Source organism: Yersinia bercovieri ATCC 43970 (assembly GCF_013282745.1).
GTDB classification, from domain to species: domain Bacteria; phylum Pseudomonadota; class Gammaproteobacteria; order Enterobacterales; family Enterobacteriaceae; genus Yersinia; species Yersinia bercovieri.
This window is the reverse complement of sequence record NZ_CP054044.1, coordinates 393,081-419,207: the sequence shown is the minus strand read 5'-3', so window position 1 is coordinate 419,207 and position 26,127 is coordinate 393,081. Positions and strand designations below refer to the sequence as shown.

Below are 26,127 nucleotides of genomic sequence, written 5' to 3'. Positions count from 1 at the left end.
GCACTGCGTACTCCCCCTGTTATCTTCTGATATAAGATTAGGGTGTGGAATATAGCTGGTGCACAAAATTAATCGAAAATACTAACCAGCCCGGCAACATTATTCTCTTTAGCCTTCATTTACATAGCGGCATGGTACTGCAATGCCTCTATCTGCTTAGGGCGCGAATTTTGCTCTGAGTCGATCAGACAGTTCAGCGCTACATTGCAGCAAAGGAAAATGAATGAGTAAGTAACCGGAATCATTCCGAGTATAAATATCTCTCCCCGCAGGTTATATAAAGGAGAAAATACAAATTTGAGGTCATTATTAATATTAGAAACACATTCATTCAATTCATGTATTTTTAACATGGGCTGCGACACAATACAAACCAGCTATAAGTCCCCAGTAGAACTTGATGTTATAATGAACAAATAGTCTGGCGAGTTAAATGAGGATATTTTCTTTTATAACAGCAAGTTATTTCAATTCTTCCGTCAGGGGGTAAAGTCATCGTTGAATATCCCCTCTCTTTTGACGGATGTTCACAGGATGGGATTAACCAAAAGCGAGGTCATTATGTGGGCGCATGTTCTGTGGGCGCATGGTAGCGCTGTTCAGGATCAGATTGGCGATACCGTTCAGCGGCTTGTGTTGCATTAAGTGAAGGCACTATTTGTGTTATCACCTATCACGCCACCGGCACCCTACAACCTTAATGGATCATGTTGAAAGTAAAGTTGAGGAGGCAGAGGAGTTTGCGGGTTAACTGAAAGAGATTAAGTAGGGAGGAGTGCAGATTATGGCCGGTGCCGGAGAGACTCTGCTGCAAAGAACAGAAATCAAAATGTAGTGAATCTGTGGTAATTAACTGTATTCTGTTCCTATGCCAAATCTCTATCGGTATTCCTATGTTGATAGCTTACTTAGATGCATTAAATATTTTGAGTACGCCGGTTTGGGTTGTCATGCCCAAAAATCAAGAGTTGCTGTTTGCTAATAAGGAAGCCCGAAAGATTGCAGGTGACTGCCAACTACCGTTAATGCGTAATGGCCGGTTTTCAGCACATGCGCAGCAACAGTTGGATGCCTACCTCCCGGCGTTAGCTGGCGACGATCAGATTGTCGAGATTTGGACTATCCAGAGCGCAGGAAATATCTTTCCCCTAAGTTGCCGGCTCTCCCTCACACAGATAGAGCCTTATGGCGATGTTATTGTTTTTGAAGGGTTGTATATCGCCGAAAACGTACTCACCCAACCCAATATGGGGCAGTTATGCTCAAAACCCTATCGCCGAGATGAACAGGGCTTTTATGAGCAATTATTCAATACCAATACCGCCCCGATGCTGCTTATTGATCCCTTGAGAGAGGGGCAAATTGTTGATGCTAATCAGGCTGCAACCCGTTTCTATGGCTATTCGCGGGATGAGATGTGCATGAAGCACACCTGGGAAATCAATACCATGGGAAGGGATGTGTTGCCGGTCATGAATGAGGTCGCTAGATTACCGGGGGGTCATAAGCCGCTAAATTTTATTCATAAATTAGCGGATGGTAATACCCGTCACGTTCAAACCTATGCCGGCCCGGTTGAGTTGGATGGCGTACGATTGATGCTATGCATTATCCATGATATCACCGAACAGAAACGGCTGGAGCAGGCGCTGGAACATGCTGCTCTGCGCGACCCACTGACAGATTTAGGCAATCGGCGTCAGTTCTTCCCCTTAGTCGAACATGCTCATGCCCAGAGCCAACGTTACGGTCACTGCTTCAGCTTGATTTTATTGGATGTAGACCATTTCAAATCTATTAATGATCAACTTGGGCATAATAAGGGGGACGAAGTTCTGATTTTGTTGGCAAGAACCTTAGAGTCCATCATTCGTGAAAGTGATAGCGTTTTTCGTTGGGGAGGCGAGGAGTTTACGATCCTCCTGCCCTTAACCCATCTGGAGGGAGCATTACAACTGGCTGAATCTATTAGGGAAACTATTCAGATGATATGTCAGCCTAATCTGCCGCAACTCACAGTTAGCATCGGCGTCGCGCAACATCAGAGCGGCGAAGATACCGATAGCTTGTTCAAACGTATGGATGAGGCCCTCTACCGCGCAAAAGCATCAGGGCGAAACCGGGTACTGGCGGCGTAGAGGGGGGCAACAACTCTGCGCAAATTTACGTCAGTGGCAAGTGATCTAGCGGTTTGACTTCGCGCAGCACGAAGGTGGTTTGCATCTCTTTAATCCCCGATAGCCGGCGAATAACCGACATCGCAAAGGTGGAGAAACTGTCGAGGTCTTCCGCCACCACTTGCAGTAAGAAATCCGCATCCCCCGCGACAGCATAGCAAGCAATCACCGGTTTTAGCGCCCCTACCTGCATTTCAAACAGCCTGGCTTCCTCTTCACTGTGACTATCAATTTTTACCCGAATAAAGGCCAAAATCCCCAAGCCAATTTTTCGCCGATCAATATTGGCCTGATAACCAGTAATGACACCACTCTCTTCCAGTTGTTTCACCCGTCGCCAGCACGGGGAGGTTGCCATACCCACTTTATCGGCCAGCTCTTGGTTGGTCATGCGGCCTGCATGCTGTAATTGCTTTAATATTTTTATATCTGCCGCTGTTATTAATGATGATGGCATATCTCACCTAATTATTATTCAATTTGGGTATAGATTACCAATATTAGCTGAATCAGAGTGATAAAAGAAAGCACTTACCGGCAGAGGAGAGATATGATCTTTTGCACAGACTTATCGGTAAAAAGGTACTGATGTGGCAGAACAGATGCGGATCGCAATTATTGTTAACCCTGAACTTCCGGTTGGCTTAATCGCCAATACCACCAGTGCGGTGGGGATTGGTTTGGCGGCAAGATTTCCACAACTAGCAGGGGCAGTGTTGTCCGACTCAGAGGGCAAAGAGATTGATGTGAGTTCAAAATTGCCAGTACCCATTCTACAGGCGAATGCTTCACAGATGAGAGAGGTGCTGCTGAAAGCATTGGTGGCAACTCATGAGCGGGCGATTGTGCCTTTCCCGGCATTTGCCCGTTCGATGCACAGCTTTGAGGATTATGAGGCAACCTTTCCGCTACGTTCACTTACCAATGAGCAGTTAGATGGCCTGGGGCTGGTCGGGCCGGAAAAATGGGTGCGCTCATTGACTGGCGCACTAAAACTGTTGCGCTAGTCAGGTATGACTATTTAAGTAAAAAAAAAGTTAAGTGAAAAAAAAGCGGGTTCTGGCAAGGAACCCGCTGAGTAAATGCATTTCACTGCACTATTTCAGCTGATTTAACTGAAAAGTATGGCCTGTAACGCCGTTGATCACTAACTCGCGCCGCTCATCCATTGGCAGATTCACGGTCAATTCATGCCATGCGGGTTGATAGCTCCCAGTGCGGCTGAAGGTGATATTGATATGGTGATTATCAGTCGTCACCAGCCAGCTTAGCCATAGCGCGTGGCCTTGCTGCCAGCGGTGACTTTCGCCGTCATCTTCAAACAACAGGCCACTGGATTGCCCCGCCCCTTTGGTGGGAAAGAGCGCCAGCTCGCGTTGAGAGTCCAGTTTGGCATTCACAAAGGCGATGCGCCGTGATAATGGCAGCGCGGCACCGGCTCGCACCAGGAGCGGTAAACGTTCCAGTGGTGCATCTAAAGTGATTGTCTGCCCGCCGCTGTACCACTGCCCGGAGTGGAAACAGTACCAGCCGACCTGATTATCCGGCAGATAGATCTGGCGTTGGCGCTGACCCGGCTCTACAACACTGGCAACCAGCAGATCACGGCCCAGCATAAAGTCGTCATTCTCCTTGAACGTGCCGCTATCGTGCTCATGATCGAGGAATGTTGGGCGCAACATAGGTTCATCATCATGGGAGGCCTGCCATTGCAGCGTATAGAAATAGGGCAATAATTGATAACGTAAGGCCATGGCATCCCGAATCATCGGAGTCGCTGCGGGGTACATCCAAGGCTCATTTACCGTGTTGTCGTCATTCCATGAGTGAATGGTAAAGCGCGGATGCATCACTCCGTTTTGTACCCAGCGAATAAATAACTCTGCTTCCGGTTTATCGCCAGAGAAGCCGCCGACATCGTGGCCCAGGTTGTACAACCCTGACAGACTCATGCCCAGCCCCATACGGATGTTATAGCGCAGAGTCTGCCAACTGGTGCGGTTGTCGCCGCTCCAGGTCTGGGCATAGCGCTGCATCCCGGCGCAGCCAGATCGTGATATCAGATACGGGCGCATATCTGGTGCAAATGTTTGTTGAGCCTCCATTGAGGCGCGCATCATCAGTAGAGGCATTACTGGCCTGATGTGCTTGATGGCAATTGATTCACCAAATCCATGGCATTGCGCCTCCCCATCCCACACTTCATATTCGTTATTATCATTCCAGGTCGAACCAATCCCCACCTCCAACAGCTGTTTGGTCACATTCTCCTGCCACCAATCCACAGTCGCGGGGTTGGTGAAATCGAGGTGAGAACCTTCGTCATCCCAAAATGATGAGCGCTCAGGTAACCCGGTTTCGCCATCACGGATAAACAGCCCACGTTCAGCAACTTGCTGATATTTTGGATGATCCTGCAACAAGCAAGGTTTGATATTAGCTGCCAGCTTGATGCCAGCTTGCAGGAAAGTTTGACTCATTACCTTGGGCTGCGGCACTTTGTCGTTATTCCAGTTAAAGACATAGCGCTTGTTTTTGATGGAGGTATAGCCAGATGAGAGCTGGAAAGAGTCGCAGGGAATATCATGTTGCTGACACAGCGCAATAAACTTTTGCAATTGCACCTGCGCATCCGGGGCGTCGGTGTAGTGCATGGTGGAGCCACTGTAGCCGAGGCTCCATTTCGGGCCAAACTGGGTCTTACCGGTCAGGCGGACAAAGGCTTTGGTGACATCCAGCACTTTCGGGCCGAGGAACAGGTAGTAATCCAGGTCACCGGCTTCAGCCTGATAGCGGCGATAGGCCAGATGGTAGTTATCGATTTCGTTACCCAAATCCAGCCAGCAACTGCTGAGATTGTCATAAAACAGGCCAAAACTGACGTCATCACGGCGGGTGATGGTAAAGGGAATGTGCTTATAGAGCGGATCAGTACTGGCGGCGTTATAACCCATGGCATCTAAATTGCGCATCTCAAAGCGACGACCTGCGCGGTTAAGGTCACCGGCTTTTTCACCCAGCCCATAATATTGCTCATTGGGATAGCGGCGCTGATAGTGAGCAATCGCTTCGCCTTGCGGGCTGAGCAGATAAGCGCTGGTGGGCCGATCGGCGGCCAGTGGCTGCCATTGATCCTGCGAATTTTTGTACTCCCACTCCAGATGCAAAGGCTGATGAATAGTGACCCTTAGGCACTCGGTGGTCACTACCAGCTGTTGCTTATGCTGCTGCAACTGATAGCCCGGCACGGAGAAGCCCGCCAGACTCAATCGGTCACGCCCTGACCACGGCACATCCCCTTGCGGCGCAATGCTCCAGGTGCGATTGAGTGCCAGTTCGCCATTGCGTTTAATCAGTACGCGGCAGAGGTTTTGCTCTAACACATACAGACAAAAAATATGACGGTCATCGACCAGTAATTCCAAATGGTCAGGGAACTCATTTATTAACTGCCAGTTTTTTAATGTTTTCATCACAGCTCATCTCTTTTGGCAACAGCACTGCGGCACTGTTGCAGACAGAATTAGGGGATAGATCAGGTTGCCGGTTGTGCCTTATTACGGCGCTCAGCAAATAGCGCAATCAGGAATACGGCACCAATCAAATCGAAGAAGCCCATGGCAATAAACAGCGGGTTAAAGCCGATGGTGTCGGAAACCGCACCAATGAGTAAGGTAAACAGGAAACTGGCGATCCATGCGGAGGAACCCCGTAGACCATTGACGGTGGCAACTTGGTTTTTATCAAAAGAATCAACCACTAATGCGCTAAGCATACAGGAGATAACCTGGTGCCCGAAGCCGCCAATGGAGATTAGCGCAATCGCCAAATAGGGGTCTTTGGTGATTGCCACAAAGGCCAATGAAACCATCATAAAGGCCCCGGTTACTGAGCTGGCAACCACCGAGTTGATGCGGCTGAAGCCGAACCACTTCTGATATAACCGGGTTAAATAACCACTGGCAACACTGCCGATATCTGCGGCCAGGAAGGGGAGCCAGGCGAACATGGCGATCTGCTTTAGATCCATCCCGCGTTCTGTGGCCAGGTAAAGTGGCACCCAGAAGCTAAACACGGCCCAGGCGGGTTCCGCCAGAAATGCGGGGATCGCAATGCCGTAAAATTTCTTATTTTTGCTCAGAATGGCCAATGATTTGAGGAAAGGGAGCCGTGGTAGCACCGGTTCATTGTCCTGATGAATCAGTTCAAACTCTTCTTTACTGAGATTTGGATGGGTATCCGGCGAGTGGTAGAAACGCCACCACAACAGCACCCAAATCATGGCTAAAGCACCGGAGAATAAAAACGCACCTTGCCAGCCAAGTGCCACATGGGCCAATACAATAATAGGGGGGGCTAACATCGCACCAATAGAGAAGCCGACTCCCGCCCAACCGGCGGCAATTGGCCGCTCTTTTTTCGGGAACCAGTCAGAGATCGCTTTGGCGTTTGCCGGTGTTGCCGCCGCTTCGGCACTGCCCATAAAGAAGCGCAGCACCGCTAACTGGAACCAGGTCCCTGCGCCGGCATGCATCATGCACACCACGGCCCAAACACTGGCGCAAATCAGGAACCCCATCTTTAAGCCGATGACATCAATCAGCCAGCCACACAGCGGTTGGAAAACGGTGTAAGCCAACTGAAAAGAGGCCACGATCCATGAATATTGCTCCGTGGTCATATTCAGGCTGGTTTTCAGTTCGGGGGCGAGGATACCCAGAGAGTTACGGGTAATATAGTTAACTGTGACACCAAGTAAAAATAGTGCCAGCATCCACCAACGTAGTGACTTTATTTTTCGCCGCCCGATAACTTTCGCGGATTGATTAATCTCAACACTCATCCAAGCCTCCTGGTGTTAGCCGGTAGCAAGTTAACCGGGCCAACTAATTATTTTGGTATGATCCATTTTCGGTTATTAAGATTTCGCTGAGTTTTAATGTGACTTTGTTCACACTAAATCGGCCAATAAAATATACTTAATTGTTTTTTATCGTATTTTTATCATTCATCAAAACAAACCGGACTGATAAGTTTTTAAAATTGGTTTACCAAAACAAGGTAGCTAGCTTAAATTGGCTTTAATATGCGTTTTTTTGAAAGAATTTTCATAAGCTGGATAATATTTCAGCATTTATATTGTGTAATGGCCTGAATAAGGTATTTACCGGCTATGAAAGTTTTTTCATTTGCTAATTTGAGAGAGATCACAAAATGAATGGAAAGCTAAAAATACAAGAAATAGCCAATCAGACGGGCCTTTCAATTAGCACGGTCTCCAGAGTCTTAGCCGGTAAAGCAAACACCAGTGCGAAGGCGAAACAGCAGGTCATGGCGTATGCGCAATCACAGGGGATTTTGCAGAATTTATCCAGCGGGCGATTAATGCTCAATAACATTATGGTCTTTGCACCGCACCGGGCCTTCGATGTGCGTACCGACATTTTTTACTACAAAGTCATCCAAGGCATTACCGAAGCCGTTAGCCAACATGAGGTGATGATTCGCTACTGTGGATTATCGGAAACGCAAAGTGATATCTCGCTGTTTCTGGAGAAAATGACCAATCCGCAGACCGAGGCTGCAATCATCATCGGTATTGATGATCCACGTATTCATACCTTGGCGGCTGGCGTGCATAAACCCTCAGTACTGGTGAATTGTCGCGACAAAGAGATGTCACTGGATAGTGTATCGCCAGACCATCAATTGATTGGCGAATTTTCTGCCAACTATCTGATTCAACAAGGGCATCGGCAAATTTTGACCTTGCAATGCTTACGTCGTAATACCATGGAGCTGCGCTTGCTGGGGATTAAAGAGGCTTTCGCCAGCCATAATATAAGTTTTGATGATAACCAACATCTGATCACTACCCATGGTTTTGGTGGCGAAGAGGCAGAGCAGGCGGTCAGCGACTTTATGGCAGCTTGTGAGGATAAACGCCAGTGGCCGACGGCAATTCTAGCCGGTGGCGACTATATGGCGGTAGGTGCCGTTAATGCGCTGAATAAGTTGAAAATAAGTGTCCCTGATAGCATATCGGTGATGAGCATGGATGGCTTTAATCTGGCTGAGATTCATGATGTCCCGCTCACGGCGGTGCATGTCCCTCGTGACGAGTTGGGGGCTGAGGCGATTCAACTGCTGCAACGGCGCTTATTACGCCCAGATGCCCCCTTCAGTAATACCTTATTGCAGGGGCGACTAGTGGTTCGCTCCTCGGTGAAGCAGGTTAATCATAAAAGGGCAATGTCCGCCGCCAATAAGCCATCGGATCAGTTATATGATTTGTAATATTCACGTGGGCAATGGTCAGGATGACAATATAAAACCCACAAATAAGCCATTGCCGCTATAGTTTAGATTTACTTCGTTTAAGGTTTTAAACGGTTGAAATATGCACAAACAGGTTTTATATAAGTCAAATGGGGAAACTTATAGCACATTGAATTTAAGGATATTGCCGCATGGAATTTAAAGACTATTATGCCGTGATGGGCCTAGAGCCCACCGCCTCCCTGAAAGAGATTAAAACCGCCTATCGTAAGCTGGCGCGCAAATACCACCCTGATGTCAGTGATGAACCCGATGCTGAAAGTAAGTTTAAAGAGGTCGCGGAGGCTTACGAAGTACTGAAAGATGCTGAACGGCGCGCTGAATATGATGAATTAAGGCTACATCGCGACGATCCTCGCTTTACCCAGCAGCAGGCCGCCTATCATTCAGGTGGTCAACAGTGGCACAGCAGTGCTGGTGGGGGGGACTTTTCGGATTTCTTCGAGTCCTTCTTTGCCAACCGTGGCGCTTCAGCTCACCACTCATCTCACCGAGCATCTCACGGGGTTCGGGGCCAAGATCTTGAGATGGAATTGCCCCTCTTTTTAGAGGAAACACTGGCAGAGCAGACGCGCTCAATCTCTTACAAAATTCCGACTGTCGATGCTTCAGGTTTTCCGGGCGCAGACACCACCAAGACCCTGAAAGTAAAAATTCCTGCCGGTGTGGGTGATGGTGAGCGCATTCGTCTTAAAGGACAGGGAGCGCCGGGTTTTGCGGGGGGAGCTAATGGCGACCTATTTCTGATTATTCGCCTGGCACCACACCCGCTATTTGATGTTGATGGTCATAATTTACACATTGTCGTGCCGTTAGCCCCATGGGAAGCGGCATTGGGGGCTAGCGTCGAGGTGCCGACGCTGACCGGTAAAATTAGCTTAACCATCCCGGCGGGTAGCCAAAGTGGTCAACGATTACGCATCAAAGGTAAGGGCCTGGTTAGCAAAAAAGCGACTGGCGATTTGTATGCGATCCTCAAGGTGGTGATGCCACCGAAGCCAGACGAGAAAACGCGGGCGCTGTGGCAGCAATTGTCAGAGCAGACGGCATTTAATCCTCGTACTGGGTGGGAGTAACAGATTATGGCTGAAATAGAAATCACCTATACTGTCACTGAATTGTGCCAGTCAACGGGCATTATGCAGGAAGAGCTGGTCGAGGTGGTTGGACTGGGCTTGATTGTGCCACTAGAACCTGCGGACAGTGTCTGGGTTTTTGATGCTGATGCATTGAGCAGCTTAAAACGCGCCCAACGTCTGCAAAATGAGCTGGATCTGGACTGGTCTGGTGTGGCGATGACCCTAACGCTACTCGAGAGAGTTGAGCAGCTAAAAAAAGAGAACAATCAACTGCGTAGGCAGCTTGATCGCTTTTTACAAACATCCTGACGTGACCTGAGACGGGTTGGTACGCGGTGTCGGCCAACCCGATTTAGCCTGTAACCGATGGGTAAAATAGCACCTATAGGGTGATTATTTTGGCGTTATCAGTCTCAGTCTCAGTCTCTGGCTGATCTTATTTTCATTGTTACTCCTTAAAGGCTGCTGACGCCGCCATCGACTCGCAATTCGGTTCCGACAACAAAGCTGGACTCATCTGAAGCCAGAAAAACGGCTGCATGGGCAAGCTCAATCGAGGTTCCCATTCGTTTGATTGGCACCAGTTGGCGTATCTGCTCAGCCAATTTTTCTTGTTCATCACCCGATAGCCCCAATTTTTGCAGCGCCGGTGTCTGTGTTGGGCCGGGACTTAAGCCATTTACCCTAATTCCTCTTTCCGCCCACTCACCGGACAAGGTTCGCGCCAGAGAGAGTAACCCCGCCTTACTGGCGGCATAAACACTGCTTTGAGGTAAGCCAATATGGGCGCTGGCAGAGCCACAAAGGATGACGGATGCAGGATTAGTTAGCAGCGACAATAGTGATTGTAGAAGGAAAAAAGGGCCTTTCAGATTGGTTGAGAGTACCCGGTCAAAACTTGACTCATCCCACTTCTCAATTGGATTGTGAGTAACATCACCTGCATTGATATAGACAATATCCAGCCGTGGCCAGACTTCCGCTAGTTTTGCGGCTAACTGATATTGGTCGGTGATATTACTGGCATCACTATTTAGCAGCAAAACAGAATCCCCCAGTTCCGCGCGGGCCGCCTGCAAAGCGGCGGCATTTCTACCGGTGATAGCGACTGTTGCCCCCTCGGCGAGGAATTGGCGCGCTGTTTCCAGCCCGATGCCGCTGGTTCCTCCGGTAATCAACGCATATTTATGGCTTAAACGATTCATGGTGAGCCTTCTGATTAATAGCAGTGGAACACCATTTTTAATATAAAAGTATCTAAAGTATAGTAGGTACTGATTGGATACTAACGATGGATTAGGAAAGCAATGACAACCCATAAGCTATTAACAGATAAAAATAAATCGGCATCTGGGAGCGAAATAGCGGAAGAAAGGTGCCCAATGGTGCAATTTGTTGAACTCATCGCCGGGAAGTGGGCAATTCCCACTCTCTATCGCTTGATTGTGACAGCAGCGCCAATTCGTTTCGGAGAGCTGCAACGGGCGATTGCGCCCATTACCCAAAAAGAGCTGACCCGGCAACTGCGCGCTTTTGAGCAACGCGGCTTGGTCAATCGTAAAATCTATGCTGAAGTCCCGCCACGGGTTGAGTATGAAATTACCCCGCTGGGTAAAACATTGCAGCCCACACTGGACTCATTGGCTCAATGGATGAGAGAGCACCATAAAGATCTCAATAGTCGTTTGTAATACTCATAACTATTGCATTGAGAAATAGCTAATTCTTGTTAATTAATATTGTGGTTGCCACATAACATAAAAAACATGCACGACACTCAATCAACTGCTCACTAATTATGTAGCATCAAAAATGGTAACAAAAGAGTAGAAGCGCAGGAGGGCAATTTCCAGCGGCTGTCATCCTGAACTGTATTGATTCCTAAGCGACAGTAGAAATTGTTCTGGATACGGGGACGGGTGAAACATATTTAGTTATATCCTGCGCCCATGATATTGATTCAATGGGAGCATCTATGATTACGCGATTAGATAACATTATTTTATATATCCCCTTCTTTTATTTATAGCTGCTTTATGCTTGGCGGAAATTTACACTTGTGTTTATATGACTAAAGCAACAATAGTGTACCAGGTAAGTCAAACGGCATACCAATAAATGAAACCTGAACTTATAAGTGATTACACTAGCAATATGAAATTTATAGTGGCTTATTGACCGGTATACAGATGGTACATATAAATGTTATTAATGCTTTTTTATCCAGTGATGTCCCCTGAGATTATTGAAAGATATTTCCCTTGAAATTTTCTATCATTATTGTATGTTAACTTCGGTGATGACCTATACCTTTATAGATGAATAAAACGAATTTAGAATGTTAAGAGCAAGGGTGGAATTTACATTGATATAAACTACACTATCCATGTAAGTGATTCACTTAAGTAATGCATTGCTCTTTGATTGTTGATTTTTAATTAGCCACCAATAGATATATTTTTATATAGATATCAATATTTGTATGTAAATCGCACATTAAATATAATTAAAATATATAATTTAATTTGTTTTATTCATTGAATGAAAGTAATAATAATCACTTGTTCCTTTATCACATTTGACGTGTGATTGGCTTTTATTAACTGAGTGAATATGTTTGAGGGGTTATCTATGTATGTCGATACAGTCTCTGTTGTTTCGGGTAGTAAATTTATTGATATCAATGGAAAAGGAGTGATTGATTATGAAAAAGAGATATCACTGGATTGCTGTATGAATAAAATCCATTTCCATACTAAGAAATTAACTGTAGATATTAATGAAAAGCAAAAGAGATTGGTTATGTGCTTGTTTAATGATGTCAATCGAAAACAAGATATTATAAAAGTTGTATGGTATGAGAATCATAAAAGCATATCTGATAATAACTATCACCAATTAATACATAAGTTCAGAGCCCACTTGAAAAGTGCAGGTATACCCGACGGAATAGTTAAAACTATAAATAGGTATGGTCTTCGGCTAGATGCTGGGATATTGAAAGCCATGGCTTCCAATAAGATGAATGATAGATTCCTAGGCTATTAACAGAAAATACAGGTAGTGCTATTTTCTAGATTGACTTGACTATAAATGAGAGGTAAGGGTGTTATCGTTTTTTAAAAGGATAAAAATAGCACCCAACCAAACCTTGGTAAGTAAAATACAATACGTTTTTATAATAGCTATAATATTAATTATATTATATCAACTCATCGTTGTCTGCTATACAGTGATGACTCAGGTCGAGTCTCCAACTCTGGTGACATATGAAGGTTACAGTGGTGGTGACGAAAAGGAAAATAATAGCATTAAAATGATAGCGAAAATAAAAAAAATGATGCTATTTAGTCAGAAACGTTTTGATGATAATTCGAAAGGCATTGTTAATGTTATAGATAATAATGCTAACTATCCAATCTATACTGGCGAAGTAAAGTTGGTAGGCATTCTGGAGCATACAGATGAGACTAAATCCATTGCGATATTACAATCTAATGGCCGACAAAAAAGCTATTTTATTCACGATGAAATAAGTGATGGAACCACAATAGTGAAAATACTGACAGATAAAATCATTCTTAATAAAAAAGGTTCCTATTTTTTATTAAGAATATTGTAATGAATATGCCCTAAGTTATTACGCATGGGGAACATTATGTCTTATTGTAGCCATTTCACCAACACTCCTAATATTATACCTTTAAAACATCTCATAACTATAGTATTCAGGGTTAAGTTAGTCACACTATTTTTATTTTTGTCAATTGAGATTAGCAGTGCTAACTTTTCAGTCTCTTTCGTCGATGCAGATATAAAGGAGGTTATTAATACAGTGAGTAAAAACATGAATAAGACGATAATTATAGATCCTAAAGTCCAAGGTTCGGTCAGTGTCCGTAGCTATATGTTATTAGATGAAGAAAAGTATTATCAATTCTTCCTTAATTTACTTGATGTCTACGGATATACACTGGTAGAGATGCCTAATGATATCTTAAAAGTGATACCATCAAAACGCGCTAAAGGTTCGATTGTTCCCATGCTAAAGGAGAACGGAGAGATTCATGGTGATGAGATAATTAATAGAGTTTTTACGCTTAAACATATCTCAGCAAAAACCCTGGTTCCACTGTTACGCCAGCTAAATGATAATGCTGAATTTGGCACTATTATTCATTATGAACCCTCAAATGCGATATTAATTACAGGTCGTGCCGCTGTAGTTAATCATCTCCATTCAATTATTAATACATTTGACCATGCTGGAGATACTGAGGTTGAACTCTATAAGCTAAACCATGCAGTGGCAACTGAAGTTGCTAAACTGGTTAATGAACTCATCACTTCAATTAATAACAGTAAGAAAGAGACATTTAATATAGGAAAAATTATTGCTGATAACAGAACCAATTCAATATTGGTGAGTGGCGATAGTAGTGTCAGAAAAAAAACCATTCAAATGATAAAGGATCTTGATCATGAAGAAAGTAGCTTTGAGAATACAAAAGTTATTTATATGAAGTATGCCCAAGCATCTAAGTTATTGGATGTGTTAAATGGGATTAGCCAAGGTCAGCGGAGTGATAAAAAAGCAAGTGTGGTAAGTAAGAGTCAGAGTGGGAATATTGCTATTAAGGCATATGATCAGACAAACGCTTTAGTTATTACGGCAGATCTAAGGATGATGAAAGAGCTTGAGCAGGTTATCGAAAAACTAGATGTCAGACGTGCACAAGTATTAGTTGAAGCTATTATTGTTGAGACCCAAAACGCCGAAGGATTGAATCTTGGTATCCAATGGGCGAATAAATATTCTGGAGGTATTAATCTTCTTCCTCGTCCTGGTCATGCAAGAAGCCACAGTGAACAGCCAATGCCCATGGTTATAGCTGGGTTAACCGCTGGTTTTTACAAAGGAAATTGGAACGGACTATTTACTGCACTAGCCACTAATTCTAATAACAATATCCTTGCTACACCGAGTATTGTCACATTAGATAATATGGAAGCTGAGTTTAATGTAGGGCAGGAAGTTCCAGTACTGACATCGACACAAACAACAGCGACAGATAAAGTATATAACTCCATTTCAAGGCAATCTGTTGGTATTATGCTGAAAGTAAAACCACAGATCAATAAAGGTGACTCAGTTCTTCTTGAAATCAGGCAAGAAGTATCCAGTGTGGCTGACAGTTCTAATACTAATACCAATAATTTAGGCTTTATCTTTAATAAAAGAGCCATAAATAATGCAGTTTTAGTTAAAAGTGGTGAAACTGTTGTGGTCGGTGGACTATTAGATGAAAAATTAAGCAAAACGGTGAACAAAATACCGTTGCTGGGTGATATTCCATTTATAGGCGGGTTATTCAGACAGAGCAAAGAGAAGGTCGACAAAAGTAATCTTATTTTATTTATTAAGCCAACGATACTGAGAGAAACGAATGACTATAGTGTAGTAACAATAGATAAGCATACTAAATATAAAGATAGTAATTCCCAGGAGAATACTATTAATAATAACAGACTCTATCATGATCTCTTAGCAACTGAAATTAAGAGTGATAGTTATAATCAGATTAAAAAAGACATTATGAGTTTTTATGATAATGCTGAGATGCGCTTATGATTAAGGAGCAAATAGAATCAACCTTATTAAGTTTCACATGGGCGAGGGATAATGGTGTTGTTTTATTACCAGTAGATCAAGGTTATCAAATTATTTGCCGCCATACAGCCTCCCTTGAGGCAATTCTTGAAGGTAACAGAATCGCTAATCAAGCAGCAGGACTTGATTTTGTTACTGATGATGAGTTTGATACCTACCTTGTGACTGTATATCAGAATAGCTCCCAGAGATCACATACCATAATTAATGCAATCAGTGATGAAATTGAAAATTATTCATTTTCAGGTGAACTACCGGATAGTGAAGACTTACTAGATACGAGTAATGAGGCTCCTGTAATTAGATTAATAAATACAATATTAGCAGAAGCAATTAAAGAGTTGGCCTCAGATATCCATATCGAATCCTTCGAAAAAAAACTGATCATAAGATTTCGTATCGATGGTGTATTAAAGAATATATTAGAGCTACAGAGAGGTGTTGCGCTATTATTGATTTCACGAATTAAAGTTATGGCAAAGCTGGATATTGCAGAAAAACGCACACCACAAGATGGGCGAATTGCTCTGAATTTAGCAGGACGGGCGCTAGATGTACGTGTCTCTGTATTACCGTCAAATCATGGCGAACGAGTCGTTATGCGATTACTGGATAAAAACAGTATTAAGTTGGATTTGCTGTCTTTGGGGATGTCGAAAATAAACTGTGATGCTATGAAAAAAGTTGTACTTAAGCCCCATGGAATCGTGCTAATTGTCGGCCCAACTGGGGCGGGGAAAAGTACCACTCTTTACGCAGCCTTAATGGAAATAAATTCACATGAACGGAATATTATGACAGTAGAGGACCCTATAGAGTTTGATATTGATAGAATTTCTCAGACACAAGTTAACTCAAAGATTGGTATGACATTTTCCCGTAGTCTAAGAGCTATATTGAGACAAGATCCCGATGTTATTCTGATTGGTGAGATACGAGACGTAGAGACGGCTCAAATAGCAGTACAAGCTTCGTTAACTGGGCACCTAGTTTTATCAACGCTACATGCTAACAGCGCAGTAGGTGCGGTAACCAGGCTAAAGGATATGGGCATTGAACCCTTTATGCTGGCAAGCTCATTATTAGCTGTGCTATCTCAGCGACTGATCCGAAAATTATGTTGTGAGTGTCGACAGAAGTATTTATTGACACAAGATGCGCTAAAGGATTTAGAGATAAATTATCGGATAATGATGAAACCATATGGGTATCGGGCACTGGGTTGTAGCCACTGTAATACAACAGGTTACCATGGACGAATAGCGTTGCATGAACTCTTGGTAGTAGACAATACTTTACGTGAAGGAATATATAAAGGCGCCAGCGAATTCGATTTGGCCAATTTGGCTCAGAGAACGATGTGCAGCATTAAGCAAGATGGAGTAAGTAAAATCATTGCTGGCTTAACCACTATTGAGGAGGTGATCAAAATAGGTTTAGAGGATAAATATGACGCTATTTAAATATATCGCGATAAGCCATAATGGGATGAAAATAAGAGGTAATGTTGAAGCTGAAAACATACGGGAAGCTAGACATATTCTCTACCAAAGAAAAATAAGTATATTAAGCATTAAAGTAAGAAGAGCAACAGATAATTCAATGGTTATGAGTTTTTTTAAAACAGTTAATAGCGCTGATTTAGTATTACTTACCAGGCAAATGTCTATATTAGTAAGTTCTGACATACCATTAGATGAGACACTCAAGATAATTGAGAAGCAAAGTAAGAAGAGATATGTCAGTACAGTGATTCATGATGTAAGAAAAAAGGTTGTTGAGGGATACTCATTATCTGATTCTCTCTCATATTTCCCTAGAGTATTTAATGTGTTATATAGATCCATGATTGCTGCTGGTGAGTTATCAGGTCATCTGGGGCTAGTGCTATCACAGCTTGCTGAACATATTGAACAGACACAACGATTACAAAGAAAAATAGTTCAGGCGCTTATCTATCCTGCAATATTAATTTTTATATCCGCAGGTGTCATAATCATACTTTTATCTGTTGTAATACCGAACATAATAGAGAGTTTTTCTTTTGATAATCAAGAGTTGCCATTGTCGACTAGGGCCATTATGAATATTAGCTATTATTTGAAAAATAACATGTTACTAATAGTCATAATAGCAGTAGCACTCTGGATTGGATTGCGTAGGGCGTTGAAGATAAAAGCGGTAAGCTATCTATTTGAATGTTATTATTTGAAAATTCCAGTGTTAGGTAAAGCAATTTCCAGAGTCAATATATCACGATATCTGAAAACATTGACAGTTTTGACTTCTAACGGCATTAGCTTAATACCAGCCATGAAAATTAGCAATCAAGTTATAACTAACTACTTCATTAAAGAAAAGTTAGTTAATTCGACTAAATTGGTTGGTGAAGGAAATAGCTTATCCTCATCACTCTCTTTAAGCCGGGTGTTTTCACCCATGATACTGCATATTATTTCATCAGGTGAGTGTAGCGGAAAACTAGACGTAATGTTAAAGAAAGTTACCTCCATTCAAGAAGAGGAGCTTGTCACTCAGATTAATATTTTCATAACATTATTAGAACCAATAGTAATGATTATCATGGCCGTTTTTATATTTATTATTGTCTTGGCTGTTTTTGAGCCAATACTACAAATTAGTAGTTTAACTATTTGACTATTATCAACGGGGTTTTATGAATGATACCAAGGCCAGTGGATTTACATTGTTGGAAATTATGATTGTTATTATCATACTCGGGCTTCTTGCTAGCCTAACAGTTCCTAGTTTGATGTCCAATAAAAATAGAGCTGATAGGCAGAAAGCACTGAGTGATATCGCCGCCCTGGAAAATGCATTGGATCTGTATAAATTGGATAATGGATATTATCCCACCGAACAGCAAGGTATTGATTCGTTGATTATCAAACCAACAGTGTTACCTATCCCGAAAAACTACCCTCAACATGGGTATATTCGTCGGCTACCACAAGATCCATGGGGGAGTTCATATCAGTTAACTAACCCCGGAAAATATGGAGAGATAGATATATTCTCTTCTGGGCCAGATAAAATCGTTGGAACTGAAGATGACATTAATAATTGGTTGGAGCCATCGGCAGCAGAGAAATAGACAGTGGCACTTGGGATTTTTTATATTATGAAAAATAATTAGGTGAGCACTTGTGTAATAATAAAGGGTTTACTTTATTTGAACTTATGGTTTCATTGGCTATTTTTGCATTTTCTGCCATTGGTGTTATGAAGGTTATCAGTGAAAAATTAGTATTGGCAAAAAACTTAGAAAATAGAATGGTATCTTCTTGGGTAGCAGAAAACATTTTGTCTGAAATTAAAATTATGAGAATAGCTCAAACCGACAACTGGCTGAAAGGGCAAGAGTTCATGATGGACAAATTATGGTATTGGCAATCGAAAGAAATTAAATACCAAGAAGATACTATTATCACTATTATTGTTGAAGTTCGGGAACGGGAGGATAAAATAAAACCTGATTTTATATTGGCGGGATATCGTGTTATTAATAAGTAAAACCACACATTGTGGTTTTACTCTACTTGAAATGTTACTTTCTGTGGCTATTTTTACAATGATGAGTTTGATGGCGTATCAGGTTCTTATGATTGTGACTAAGAGTAGTGTTGCTATAAATAAAAAATATAAGCAAATTAGTGAATTGGAAAGTGTAATTAATAAGCTAGATCACGACATATCACATATCACAATCCACCAGAGCTCCTCGAGTAATCATAATGATTATCTTGATATAAGAAATAAGCTACTGGAGAGTGATGAGTTTGGGCTGTATTTGTTATGTGAAGATAATAATAGTGAGGAGATTCTGTTTCACTATCAATCAAATACTTTAGGTTATAGATTGAAAAATAAAAAATTAGAGAGAATATCAGCTAGTAATTCAGATGATTTGAACATATCGGATCCTGAGGTTTTTACTATGGTCAATAGCATTGTAGGGTTTCGTATGCGTATTTATCATAAGGGTAAGTGGGTAAATGAATGGAATAGTGGATCTATTCTGCCTCGCGCTGTAGAAGTGACGATTGAGTTTGAAGGTATAGGCACAATAAGGCGTGTTATTATATTATTAAATAGTCAAACAGAGCTTTTGAGTTGAGGAGGTTAGTGAAACAGTGTGGTATTGCTTTACTGCTTGTTCTTGGTGTTCTACTGTTGATGGGGGGAGTAGTAATAGCATCGAAATATCATTGGTCAGTAATATATATCTTGTCAGAAAATAGCAAACAAAGAAAATCAGAGAAGTTGTTGCTACTTGGTGCGGAAGAAAGTCTATTGTCTGAAATGATGAGAGAGAAGAGCATCAGTAATGATGTAGCCGATATATCAGCAGGGGTATTTAACAAACCTAGATCTATAAAAATAAATAATATAGATGTACATTATAAAATAATCGATCAAACAAACTGTTTCAATGTTAAGTCATTACAGTCATCTTTATCTTTTAATAAAGATAGTGAAATATATTATCTGACAGTTTTAAATAATATAGCGGGTGATTTAAATTTGTTATTTTCTGATGTTGATGAAATCAAAGATGTTATTTTGAGTTACTTTAAGAAAAAATCAAATTGGGATGATATCAATAGTGATATCTATTCTAAAATGACCCCATTGTTATGTGTCAGATATGATAATTTATTAGTCATAAATATCAATGCACTCGGAATTCAACATAGTAAGCTCATACAGGAAATTCTTATGAATTTAGTCGATGAAGAAAACATTATGAGGACCATCTTGTCTAAACCTGATAGTGGTTGGGGGGATGTTCAAATTTTTCTGGATACATTGATAGATAGCTCTGAAATAAGAATTGAGAACGTACAGAGAGTAAAAGATATTGTCATGTCAATATTTTCCCATGATAGATATTTTATATCATTGGTCTTTTGGTTGAGTAATGAGTATAGACATTATCAATTAACGAGTTTACTTGATGTAAGGGCGAGGGGAATTACGGTGCTTCACCGAAGGTTTGGTATTAGTGATAAATATATTAAACAGATCAACCACTCAAAATAACCTCATCATCAGGCTGGGTAGTTATGCAACAGATCCTATTTACTGGTGCATGGAGATACAAGGTTCTGAGGGAATAACTCATGGTAAACTAGACAATCACTGTGAATTGATTAAAATTGCAGCATATGATTATACTAGAGTTAAAGTAATAGTCTCATCAAACAGAGTTGTTTTTCGTAAAGTTGATGTCAAGAATATAAAGATAAGAAATATAATTAAGGCTATTGCATTCACTATCGAGCAATCAATAGTAGGTAATATAGATGACTTTCACATCATCATATTGAAGCGCGATGATGATTTCTGCTATGTAGCGGCCGTCGAGCACTCACTGATAAAAGTTTGGCTGGGATGGTTACAAAATGCAGGGATATATACAGAAATTATCATGCCTGATGTTTTGATATTACCATTTAACCCAGGGGAGTGGTATGCAGTTAATTTAGGCAATGAGTGGCTAATAAGAGACCATGAGTTTTCAGGCTTTTCAATCCAGGAGGCGGTACTAAAAAAATTAGTTCTATCAAGGTTCATCTCTATATCTAAAGATCTATTTAGTACTTCTAATGATAAACCGATAGATCACCATCTTGTATCTTATTGCGATGTGCTGCGCATTATGTCCGAAAATATTGAAAATTGTAGTGCTAACTTTCTTCGTGGGAAGTATGCTTTCTGTCACAACCAGGGGAGTAAAAGTAACTATAACTTTAAGTTTATATGGCTATTGTTTTTACTCTCTACTTTGATATGTTCTGATTACTTAATTGAGAACTATAAAATAGGAAAGAGTATTGATGCATTAACTTTTATGTCAGATGATTTTCATAATGACTTTTTCTGGAATAATAAAGTTGGCACCACTGAAATCATTGATTTTAGCTATTATACTTATAGTTACAATAGACGAGTTATGAATTTTAACTTAATTTCTCTATTACATGACTCTAGCCACATAATTAATGATTTAGATTTAAGCATTAATAGTATTTATCTTGATAATGAGAGACAGACCATCTCTTTCAATGTCACCACAATAGTCGAGGAGAGTATTATAGGTGAGATGCTAAAAAAACGAGAGAAAGATTTTTCGACCTCAAACTTAAATGCAGTTACCATTGATAATGATAATGGAACCTATGACGTTATATTTAAGTGTTGCCAATGAATTGGATAATTCTCTTCATTTCCTCTATTAAAAATAGATTGGCTGTTTTTTCTCTACTATTTATGTTGATTGCTACTGTTTTTTACTTAATCACACTGGTGCTGGATAGTGTTCTATTGACACAAAAAAATGACTGGTTAGCTAGCAAGATTACATATTACTCATTTGTGACTGAAAAGCTAAAAATGAGGAAAACCCCGAAAGTATGGAACAACCATGGCTCAAATGAAGGAGTTGATAATGAAGTGACTGATCTTCTCATTGAAGATGATACCGTGTTTAATATTTCCATGTTAGATGATGGGAGTATATTAATTGATATTAAAAATGTAAGTTTCTCTAGGCTGTTGGATGTTGTTCTTATTCTATCTTATTATCAGGATGTAGAGATTAATAATATTAATATCTATAGAGCGAACAGTGATGCGAACAGTGACGATAGTGGCGATCTTCTAAGTGGTATTATTTGTATCAAACACTTATCTAAAGGGATGTAATAAAATCATGATGGATGTGTATAGCTTAGGATGTATGTTGTTTTATATTATTATTGGATCGTGTGTAGGGAGTTTTTTAAACGTCATAATATATCGACTACCCATTATGTTGACTAGTGTGATGTTGAAAAACCCAGTGAAGTATAAAGAAGCTGAAGTATTTAACCGTAAGATTACACTATGCTATCCAAGATCATTTTGTCCAAAATGTTATAACCCTTTGCGGGCCTGGCATAATATACCTGTTTTTAGCTGGTTATTTTTAAGAGGCACAACACATTGTTGTAATCAAAAAATAAGCCCTCGCTATTTAATTGTGGAGATAATAACAGCTATATTAACACTGGCAGTTATATACTGTATAAAAAATGATTATATAATGATTGCTAGCCTGTTTTTGGTTTGGGCACTTGTTGCACTCTCTTTTATAGATTTTGAGTGTTATCTTCTTCCTGATTGTATTACATTTCCATTATTATGGGCTGGGTTGCTATTTAATATAAATAATGGGCTATCCTCTTTGTCTTTTGCTGTAATTGGTGCAGTGACTGGCTATCTTATTCTATGGATGCCCTATTGGTTACTTAAGTTTTTTAAGGGTGTTGAGGGGATGGGACATGGTGACTTTAAATTAATGTCTGCGTTGGGAGCGTGGTTTGGTTTGTCTGCCATTCCTGTTTTGGTTTTACTATCTTCCTGTCTCGGTATTATGGCTTATATTATTCTTCATAAAATATCAAAAAAGAGGGAGAAGTACATCGCATTTGGTCCCCATATTGCTCTGGCAGGTGTTATTTATCTGTTCTTAAATGGGTAAATGACAGTTTTTTGAACCAAGAAAAGTTAAAAAATTAGCTGTATTTTATACTTATAACTCCCCTATGCTATAAAATTGATGTCTATGTGTTTTTCTATGGATAATATTTTTTTATTGATAGATTTTTACTTAATTTAGTTTGTTTTTGATGATGCTTATTAGATTTCCATAGAAACTATTACTTTTAATTTTATTAATGTTTGTAGGTAACACACTCTTAGTGCTATCTCTGTTACTCTAATCAGCGATAACTGTAGGGTAAGAGGATGGATGAGATAATTATTGGCAACATTATATTTACTCCGACAAAAAGAGTAATTAATAAAGGGGGGGCTATTGTAAAAATAAGAAATAAAGAATCTGAGGTGCTCTCTTTATTGTGTCACCACTATCCTTCATCACTCTCTCGTGAGGATATTGAGAGGGAAATATGGGGCGAGAGTTATGTCACTGATAATACATTAACACAAACCATTAGTAATTTACGTAATGCACTTGATGATAAAGATCATGAGATAGTGACGACAATCCCTAAAAAAGGATACTCTATTGGTATTAAGCCTAGCTTCATCTCATCTGGCTCTCCGCAAGATTTGAGATTCACCCATGCTGATTCAACAGTAGGTGTTAAGCCTAAATCTATCTCTTTATCCCTCAGGTTTCTAAGTTTTCGTTATAAAGCTCTTATGCTGGTAGTCTCTGTTGTTTTATTTTTTATTTCATTTGAACTAACATCAAATTACTATCAAATTAAAATTAACGAGGTGAAATCTTTACCCATATTAGTTGGTTTAGATAAGGTTCGAGATAAGGAGTTTTTATCCTTATATCAAAAAGACCCCTATGTTTTTTTAAAAAGAAGGAGTCATGGTGAATATATTGCATGCAAATATTGTGAGGGAGAGTTAATTTGCGAAAAGAAATAGTGGTTCCTGCGCTTCTTTTTTTATTTTTAGGTCTGTGTACCGGATATGTTTCAGGGCGAGTGTATTCTTATATTCACCCAATGAAAGATATTGAAGGCTATTGGGAGGTGAATAGTCGACTTAGTCATGGGCTTAGTGCTTATCATATCTATTCTCGGATAAGTATTATAAATAGAGAGGTCAATTCATCTGTTGATGTTTATGATGATAATCACTATATAAAAGCAAGGCGTAATATTGTTTTTGATGTTATGGATACGGGTAGTAATATTTTAACTGGCAAGATATTATCTGTATCAATCATGAATGATGATGATCGTGACTTAAATGATTTTCTTAATACCCCTTACACGATAAGTCATCCATCTATCTATAGGTTAAATGAAAATACTATTTTTATAGAGCAATCCCAAGGGCATCCTGTAAATAGTTTGCGATTATTGACACGTATTAATACATGATTATATATTTTTATCATTTCATTTTACTATCAGGTGACAGTAAACTACTTGTTTTATAAGTAATAACTGCATTTTTTGAAATATTTTATCCTAATTGATAGATAATGTTGATATATCAACCATAACTAATTGTGAAAATAGTGTTCAACATATTTCTGTTTGCTTGGCTGTTACCCGTTGGATTATCAGATTACTCAATTATCTTATTTCACATATTAATGTTATTGCTGCCGGAGCTTTGTCGCATCAACATTTTGATAAGGAGGTCGCCATCAATTTTTAGAGCGCGATACTGTTTTGCAGCATCTCGGCCCAGGCGGATGGATTGCCATAGTAGTCACTTGCGGGTAGCACACTCATTTTTCCCTGTTGGTCTTGCAGTACAAATGTTGGAAATCCATGTCCGCGCACTTTCGCCAGTAGAGCGCGGCTTTCAGCAATATGCTGGGTGGATGTTGTCTGAGCGGTGTGAAATGCGTCGATAAACCCATCACTGCTCAGGCCAATATCCGAGGCAAGTTCAGCTAATACTTCTGGGGCAGCAATATGCCGGCCTTCTATATAATGCGCTTGCTGAATACGATGCAGCATATCGGCTCCGCGCCCAGCCAGTGCCTCTGCTGCCAGAATGGCAACAATAGGTGGCGTGGAGTCCATGACGGCTGAAGTATCATTCAGTAAATGATTATAGTAAGCGTCACCAAAGGTTTGCCCGGTTAACTGGGCAATCCGTTGGTCGTGGGGCATAACATAACCGCGCCATTGGCTATCAATCTGGCGGCGATTGGCCCCAGACATCATCCCGCCGCCGTGCAATACCAGTGTTAGATTAGCAATATTTTGCGCGGCTTGAACCAATGGAGCAGCACCATAGCACCAGCCACATAATGGATCGAAAATGTAATGCAATTTTGTAGCGGCCATGATGGCTTCCTCTATTCTATTTACTGGCATATATGTTATTTAATGGAATATATGCTATTTGCTGGTATAGCAGTTCAGCGTCGATTAAATTTAGCTGCCTCTACTGAGGCCATTTCATCTCGTTTTTTAATACTTTGGCACTTAATTCCAGGCTGGATTTATCTTTTAGCTCAGGATAATGTTTTTCCATCGCCCCTATCAGCTCAGCGGAATCTTTTGCTTTAGGAATCTCTGCATTTAATGTGGTTAAATAGTTCTGAGTGAAGGTCACTGATGCCAATGTTTGTGGCGCATTATCCAGATAGTGCCCCGGAACCACAGTCACAGGTTTTAAAGCTTTAATCTTTTCTAATGTTGTCAGCCAGTGCTGGCGTGATTCTGCTGTTTGGGTATCGGCAACCCATAAGTGGATATTACCGGAGACCGCAACTCCGCCGACTACCGCTTTTAATGATGGGATCCAGACAAAGGTTTTTTCTGGTGATGGGCCGTCTAAGCCTTCAACCTCAATTTGGTGTCCATCAATGGTAAAACTCTTACCTTGCAGCGGTTGCGGAACAATCACTTGGGTCGGCGCGTTCTCTTTCAAAATTGGCCCCCAATAGGCCATTTTACCCGCCTGAGTGGCCTCTATCTCTTCGATAGTTTGCGGCGTCGCGAGCACTTTGGCGTGTGGGAACGCTTTGGTAATCACCTCCAGACCAAAGTAGAAGTCGGGATCTGCCTGGCTGATGTAGATGGTGGTCAGTTTTTTACCACTTTGCTGGATTTTCTTCACCAGCGCTTCGGCGTCATTGCGCTGAAATTGGGCATCAATTAAGGCCACCTCAGTTTTGCCGCTGATAATTTCCGACGACACCGGGAAGATACTTTTTTCTCCGGGATTGTAGACCTCCATTTTTAGGGGGTCAGCAGCATTAGCCGTTGATACCACAGCAAAAATAGCCATGCTGGCGAGGGTCATTTGTAATAGTTTTTTGTTTAACATGTTGCTTGTCCTGAGA

General features: G+C 41.1%; 26 protein-coding genes. 20 read left to right on the top strand and 6 right to left on the bottom strand.

The window, feature by feature from the left end:
• Window positions 1-893 precede the first annotated feature (893 nt).
• Complete coding sequence (locus HRK25_RS02020) at window positions 894-2,138, top strand: sensor domain-containing diguanylate cyclase (protein WP_032897261.1); 1,245 nt, start codon at window positions 894-896, stop codon at window positions 2,136-2,138.
• A 25-nt stretch (window positions 2,139-2,163) separates the two neighbouring features.
• On the opposite strand, the gene HRK25_RS02015 is transcribed toward HRK25_RS02020, so the two are convergent.
• A complete protein-coding gene (locus tag HRK25_RS02015; RefSeq protein WP_005272826.1) occupies window positions 2,164-2,634 on the bottom strand; it encodes an Lrp/AsnC family transcriptional regulator in 471 nt (156 codons plus the stop codon).
• Window positions 2,635-2,779: 145 nt separating this feature from the next.
• Here HRK25_RS02015 and HRK25_RS02010 point away from each other — a divergent pair, with 145 nt between their 5' ends.
• Complete coding sequence (locus tag HRK25_RS02010; protein WP_032897313.1) at window positions 2,780-3,184, top strand: DUF2000 domain-containing protein; 405 nt, start codon at window positions 2,780-2,782, stop codon at window positions 3,182-3,184.
• Window positions 3,185-3,274: 90 nt separating this feature from the next.
• Here the strand turns inward: HRK25_RS02010 and HRK25_RS02005 are convergent, their stop codons facing one another.
• Both HRK25_RS02005 and HRK25_RS02000 read right to left on the bottom strand, forming a co-directional pair.
• Window positions 3,275-5,650, bottom strand: coding sequence for a glycoside hydrolase family 31 protein (locus HRK25_RS02005; protein WP_032897263.1), 2,376 nt, complete (start codon window positions 5,648-5,650; stop codon window positions 3,275-3,277).
• A gap of 62 nt (window positions 5,651-5,712) precedes the next feature.
• The gene (locus tag HRK25_RS02000) at window positions 5,713-7,020 is read right to left on the bottom strand and encodes an MFS transporter (protein WP_005272831.1); all 1,308 of its coding nucleotides are present in this window, start codon (window positions 7,018-7,020) and stop codon (window positions 5,713-5,715) included.
• 371 nt (window positions 7,021-7,391) lie between these two features.
• On the opposite strand from HRK25_RS02000, the gene HRK25_RS01995 reads away from it, so the two are divergent.
• From HRK25_RS01995 to cbpM, 3 genes are all read left to right on the top strand, one after another.
• Window positions 7,392-8,474, top strand: a complete 1,083-nt coding sequence (locus HRK25_RS01995) for a LacI family DNA-binding transcriptional regulator (protein WP_005272834.1) — start codon at window positions 7,392-7,394, stop codon at window positions 8,472-8,474.
• 173 nt (window positions 8,475-8,647) lie between these two features.
• On the top strand, window positions 8,648-9,592 hold the full coding sequence (gene cbpA, locus HRK25_RS01990; RefSeq protein WP_005272836.1) for a curved DNA-binding protein: 945 nt from the start codon (window positions 8,648-8,650) through the stop codon (window positions 9,590-9,592).
• 6 nt (window positions 9,593-9,598) lie between these two features.
• The gene (gene cbpM, locus HRK25_RS01985) at window positions 9,599-9,904 is read left to right on the top strand and encodes a chaperone modulator CbpM (protein ID WP_005272837.1); all 306 of its coding nucleotides are present in this window, start codon (window positions 9,599-9,601) and stop codon (window positions 9,902-9,904) included.
• 146 nt (window positions 9,905-10,050) lie between these two features.
• On the opposite strand, the gene HRK25_RS01980 is transcribed toward cbpM, so the two are convergent.
• Window positions 10,051-10,800, bottom strand: coding sequence for an SDR family oxidoreductase (locus HRK25_RS01980; RefSeq protein ID WP_005272838.1), 750 nt, complete (start codon window positions 10,798-10,800; stop codon window positions 10,051-10,053).
• Window positions 10,801-10,902: 102 nt separating this feature from the next.
• Here HRK25_RS01980 and HRK25_RS01975 point away from each other — a divergent pair, with 102 nt between their 5' ends.
• The 15 genes from HRK25_RS01975 to HRK25_RS01905 all read left to right on the top strand — a co-directional run bounded on the left by HRK25_RS01975 (window position 10,903) and on the right by HRK25_RS01905 (window position 24,199).
• Window positions 10,903-11,286, top strand: a complete 384-nt coding sequence (locus tag HRK25_RS01975) for a winged helix-turn-helix transcriptional regulator (protein WP_032897265.1) — start codon at window positions 10,903-10,905, stop codon at window positions 11,284-11,286.
• A gap of 940 nt (window positions 11,287-12,226) precedes the next feature.
• Window positions 12,227-12,643 (top strand): winged helix-turn-helix domain-containing protein, encoded by a 417-nt coding sequence (locus HRK25_RS01970; protein WP_032897267.1) that lies wholly within the window; start codon window positions 12,227-12,229, stop codon window positions 12,641-12,643.
• 58 nt (window positions 12,644-12,701) lie between these two features.
• The gene (locus tag HRK25_RS01965; protein ID WP_032897269.1) at window positions 12,702-13,217 is read left to right on the top strand and encodes a type II secretion system protein N; all 516 of its coding nucleotides are present in this window, start codon (window positions 12,702-12,704) and stop codon (window positions 13,215-13,217) included.
• 36 nt (window positions 13,218-13,253) lie between these two features.
• Window positions 13,254-15,227 (top strand): type II secretion system secretin GspD, encoded by a 1,974-nt coding sequence (gspD, locus tag HRK25_RS01960; protein ID WP_032897271.1) that lies wholly within the window; start codon window positions 13,254-13,256, stop codon window positions 15,225-15,227.
• Window positions 15,224-16,729: a type II secretion system ATPase GspE gene (gene gspE / locus HRK25_RS01955; protein WP_032897273.1), complete on the top strand. Its 1,506-nt coding sequence runs from the start codon at window positions 15,224-15,226 to the stop codon at window positions 16,727-16,729. The genes gspD and gspE overlap by 4 nt, the downstream gene beginning before the upstream one ends.
• Window positions 16,716-17,924: a type II secretion system F family protein gene (locus HRK25_RS01950; RefSeq protein WP_032897275.1), complete on the top strand. Its 1,209-nt coding sequence runs from the start codon at window positions 16,716-16,718 to the stop codon at window positions 17,922-17,924. Before gspE ends, HRK25_RS01950 begins: the two co-directional genes overlap by 14 nt.
• A 19-nt stretch (window positions 17,925-17,943) precedes the next feature.
• Entirely contained in the window at window positions 17,944-18,381 is a 438-nt protein-coding gene (gene gspG / locus HRK25_RS01945; protein ID WP_005272846.1) for a type II secretion system major pseudopilin GspG, read from the top strand.
• Window positions 18,382-18,431: 50 nt separating this feature from the next.
• Complete coding sequence (gspI, locus tag HRK25_RS01940) at window positions 18,432-18,800, top strand: type II secretion system minor pseudopilin GspI (RefSeq protein WP_071984899.1); 369 nt, start codon at window positions 18,432-18,434, stop codon at window positions 18,798-18,800.
• On the top strand, window positions 18,784-19,404 hold the full coding sequence (gene gspJ / locus HRK25_RS01935; RefSeq protein ID WP_082153416.1) for a type II secretion system minor pseudopilin GspJ: 621 nt from the start codon (window positions 18,784-18,786) through the stop codon (window positions 19,402-19,404). The genes gspI and gspJ overlap by 17 nt, the downstream gene beginning before the upstream one ends.
• Window positions 19,405-19,412: 8 nt before the next feature.
• Window positions 19,413-20,330, top strand: coding sequence for a type II secretion system protein GspK (locus tag HRK25_RS01930; RefSeq protein WP_005272851.1), 918 nt, complete (start codon window positions 19,413-19,415; stop codon window positions 20,328-20,330).
• Window positions 20,293-21,498: a type II secretion system protein GspL gene (gene gspL / locus HRK25_RS01925; RefSeq protein WP_071984900.1), complete on the top strand. Its 1,206-nt coding sequence runs from the start codon at window positions 20,293-20,295 to the stop codon at window positions 21,496-21,498. The genes HRK25_RS01930 and gspL overlap by 38 nt, the downstream gene beginning before the upstream one ends.
• Window positions 21,495-21,995, top strand: coding sequence for a hypothetical protein (locus HRK25_RS01920; protein WP_032897277.1), 501 nt, complete (start codon window positions 21,495-21,497; stop codon window positions 21,993-21,995). The genes gspL and HRK25_RS01920 overlap by 4 nt, the downstream gene beginning before the upstream one ends.
• Before the next feature lie 7 nt (window positions 21,996-22,002).
• Window positions 22,003-22,812, top strand: coding sequence for a prepilin peptidase (locus tag HRK25_RS01915; RefSeq protein ID WP_005272858.1), 810 nt, complete (start codon window positions 22,003-22,005; stop codon window positions 22,810-22,812).
• Between the two features lie 266 nt (window positions 22,813-23,078).
• The gene (locus HRK25_RS01910; RefSeq protein WP_005272860.1) at window positions 23,079-23,738 is read left to right on the top strand and encodes a winged helix-turn-helix domain-containing protein; all 660 of its coding nucleotides are present in this window, start codon (window positions 23,079-23,081) and stop codon (window positions 23,736-23,738) included.
• The gene (locus tag HRK25_RS01905; RefSeq protein WP_032897279.1) at window positions 23,723-24,199 is read left to right on the top strand and encodes a hypothetical protein; all 477 of its coding nucleotides are present in this window, start codon (window positions 23,723-23,725) and stop codon (window positions 24,197-24,199) included. The genes HRK25_RS01910 and HRK25_RS01905 overlap by 16 nt, the downstream gene beginning before the upstream one ends.
• A gap of 279 nt (window positions 24,200-24,478) precedes the next feature.
• On the opposite strand, the gene HRK25_RS01900 is transcribed toward HRK25_RS01905, so the two are convergent.
• Window positions 24,479-25,123 (bottom strand): DsbA family protein, encoded by a 645-nt coding sequence (locus HRK25_RS01900; RefSeq protein ID WP_032897281.1) that lies wholly within the window; start codon window positions 25,121-25,123, stop codon window positions 24,479-24,481.
• A gap of 100 nt (window positions 25,124-25,223) precedes the next feature.
• A complete protein-coding gene (locus HRK25_RS01895) occupies window positions 25,224-26,111 on the bottom strand; it encodes an MBL fold metallo-hydrolase (protein WP_005272865.1) in 888 nt (295 codons plus the stop codon).
• Between the last annotated feature and the right edge of the window lie 16 nt (window positions 26,112-26,127).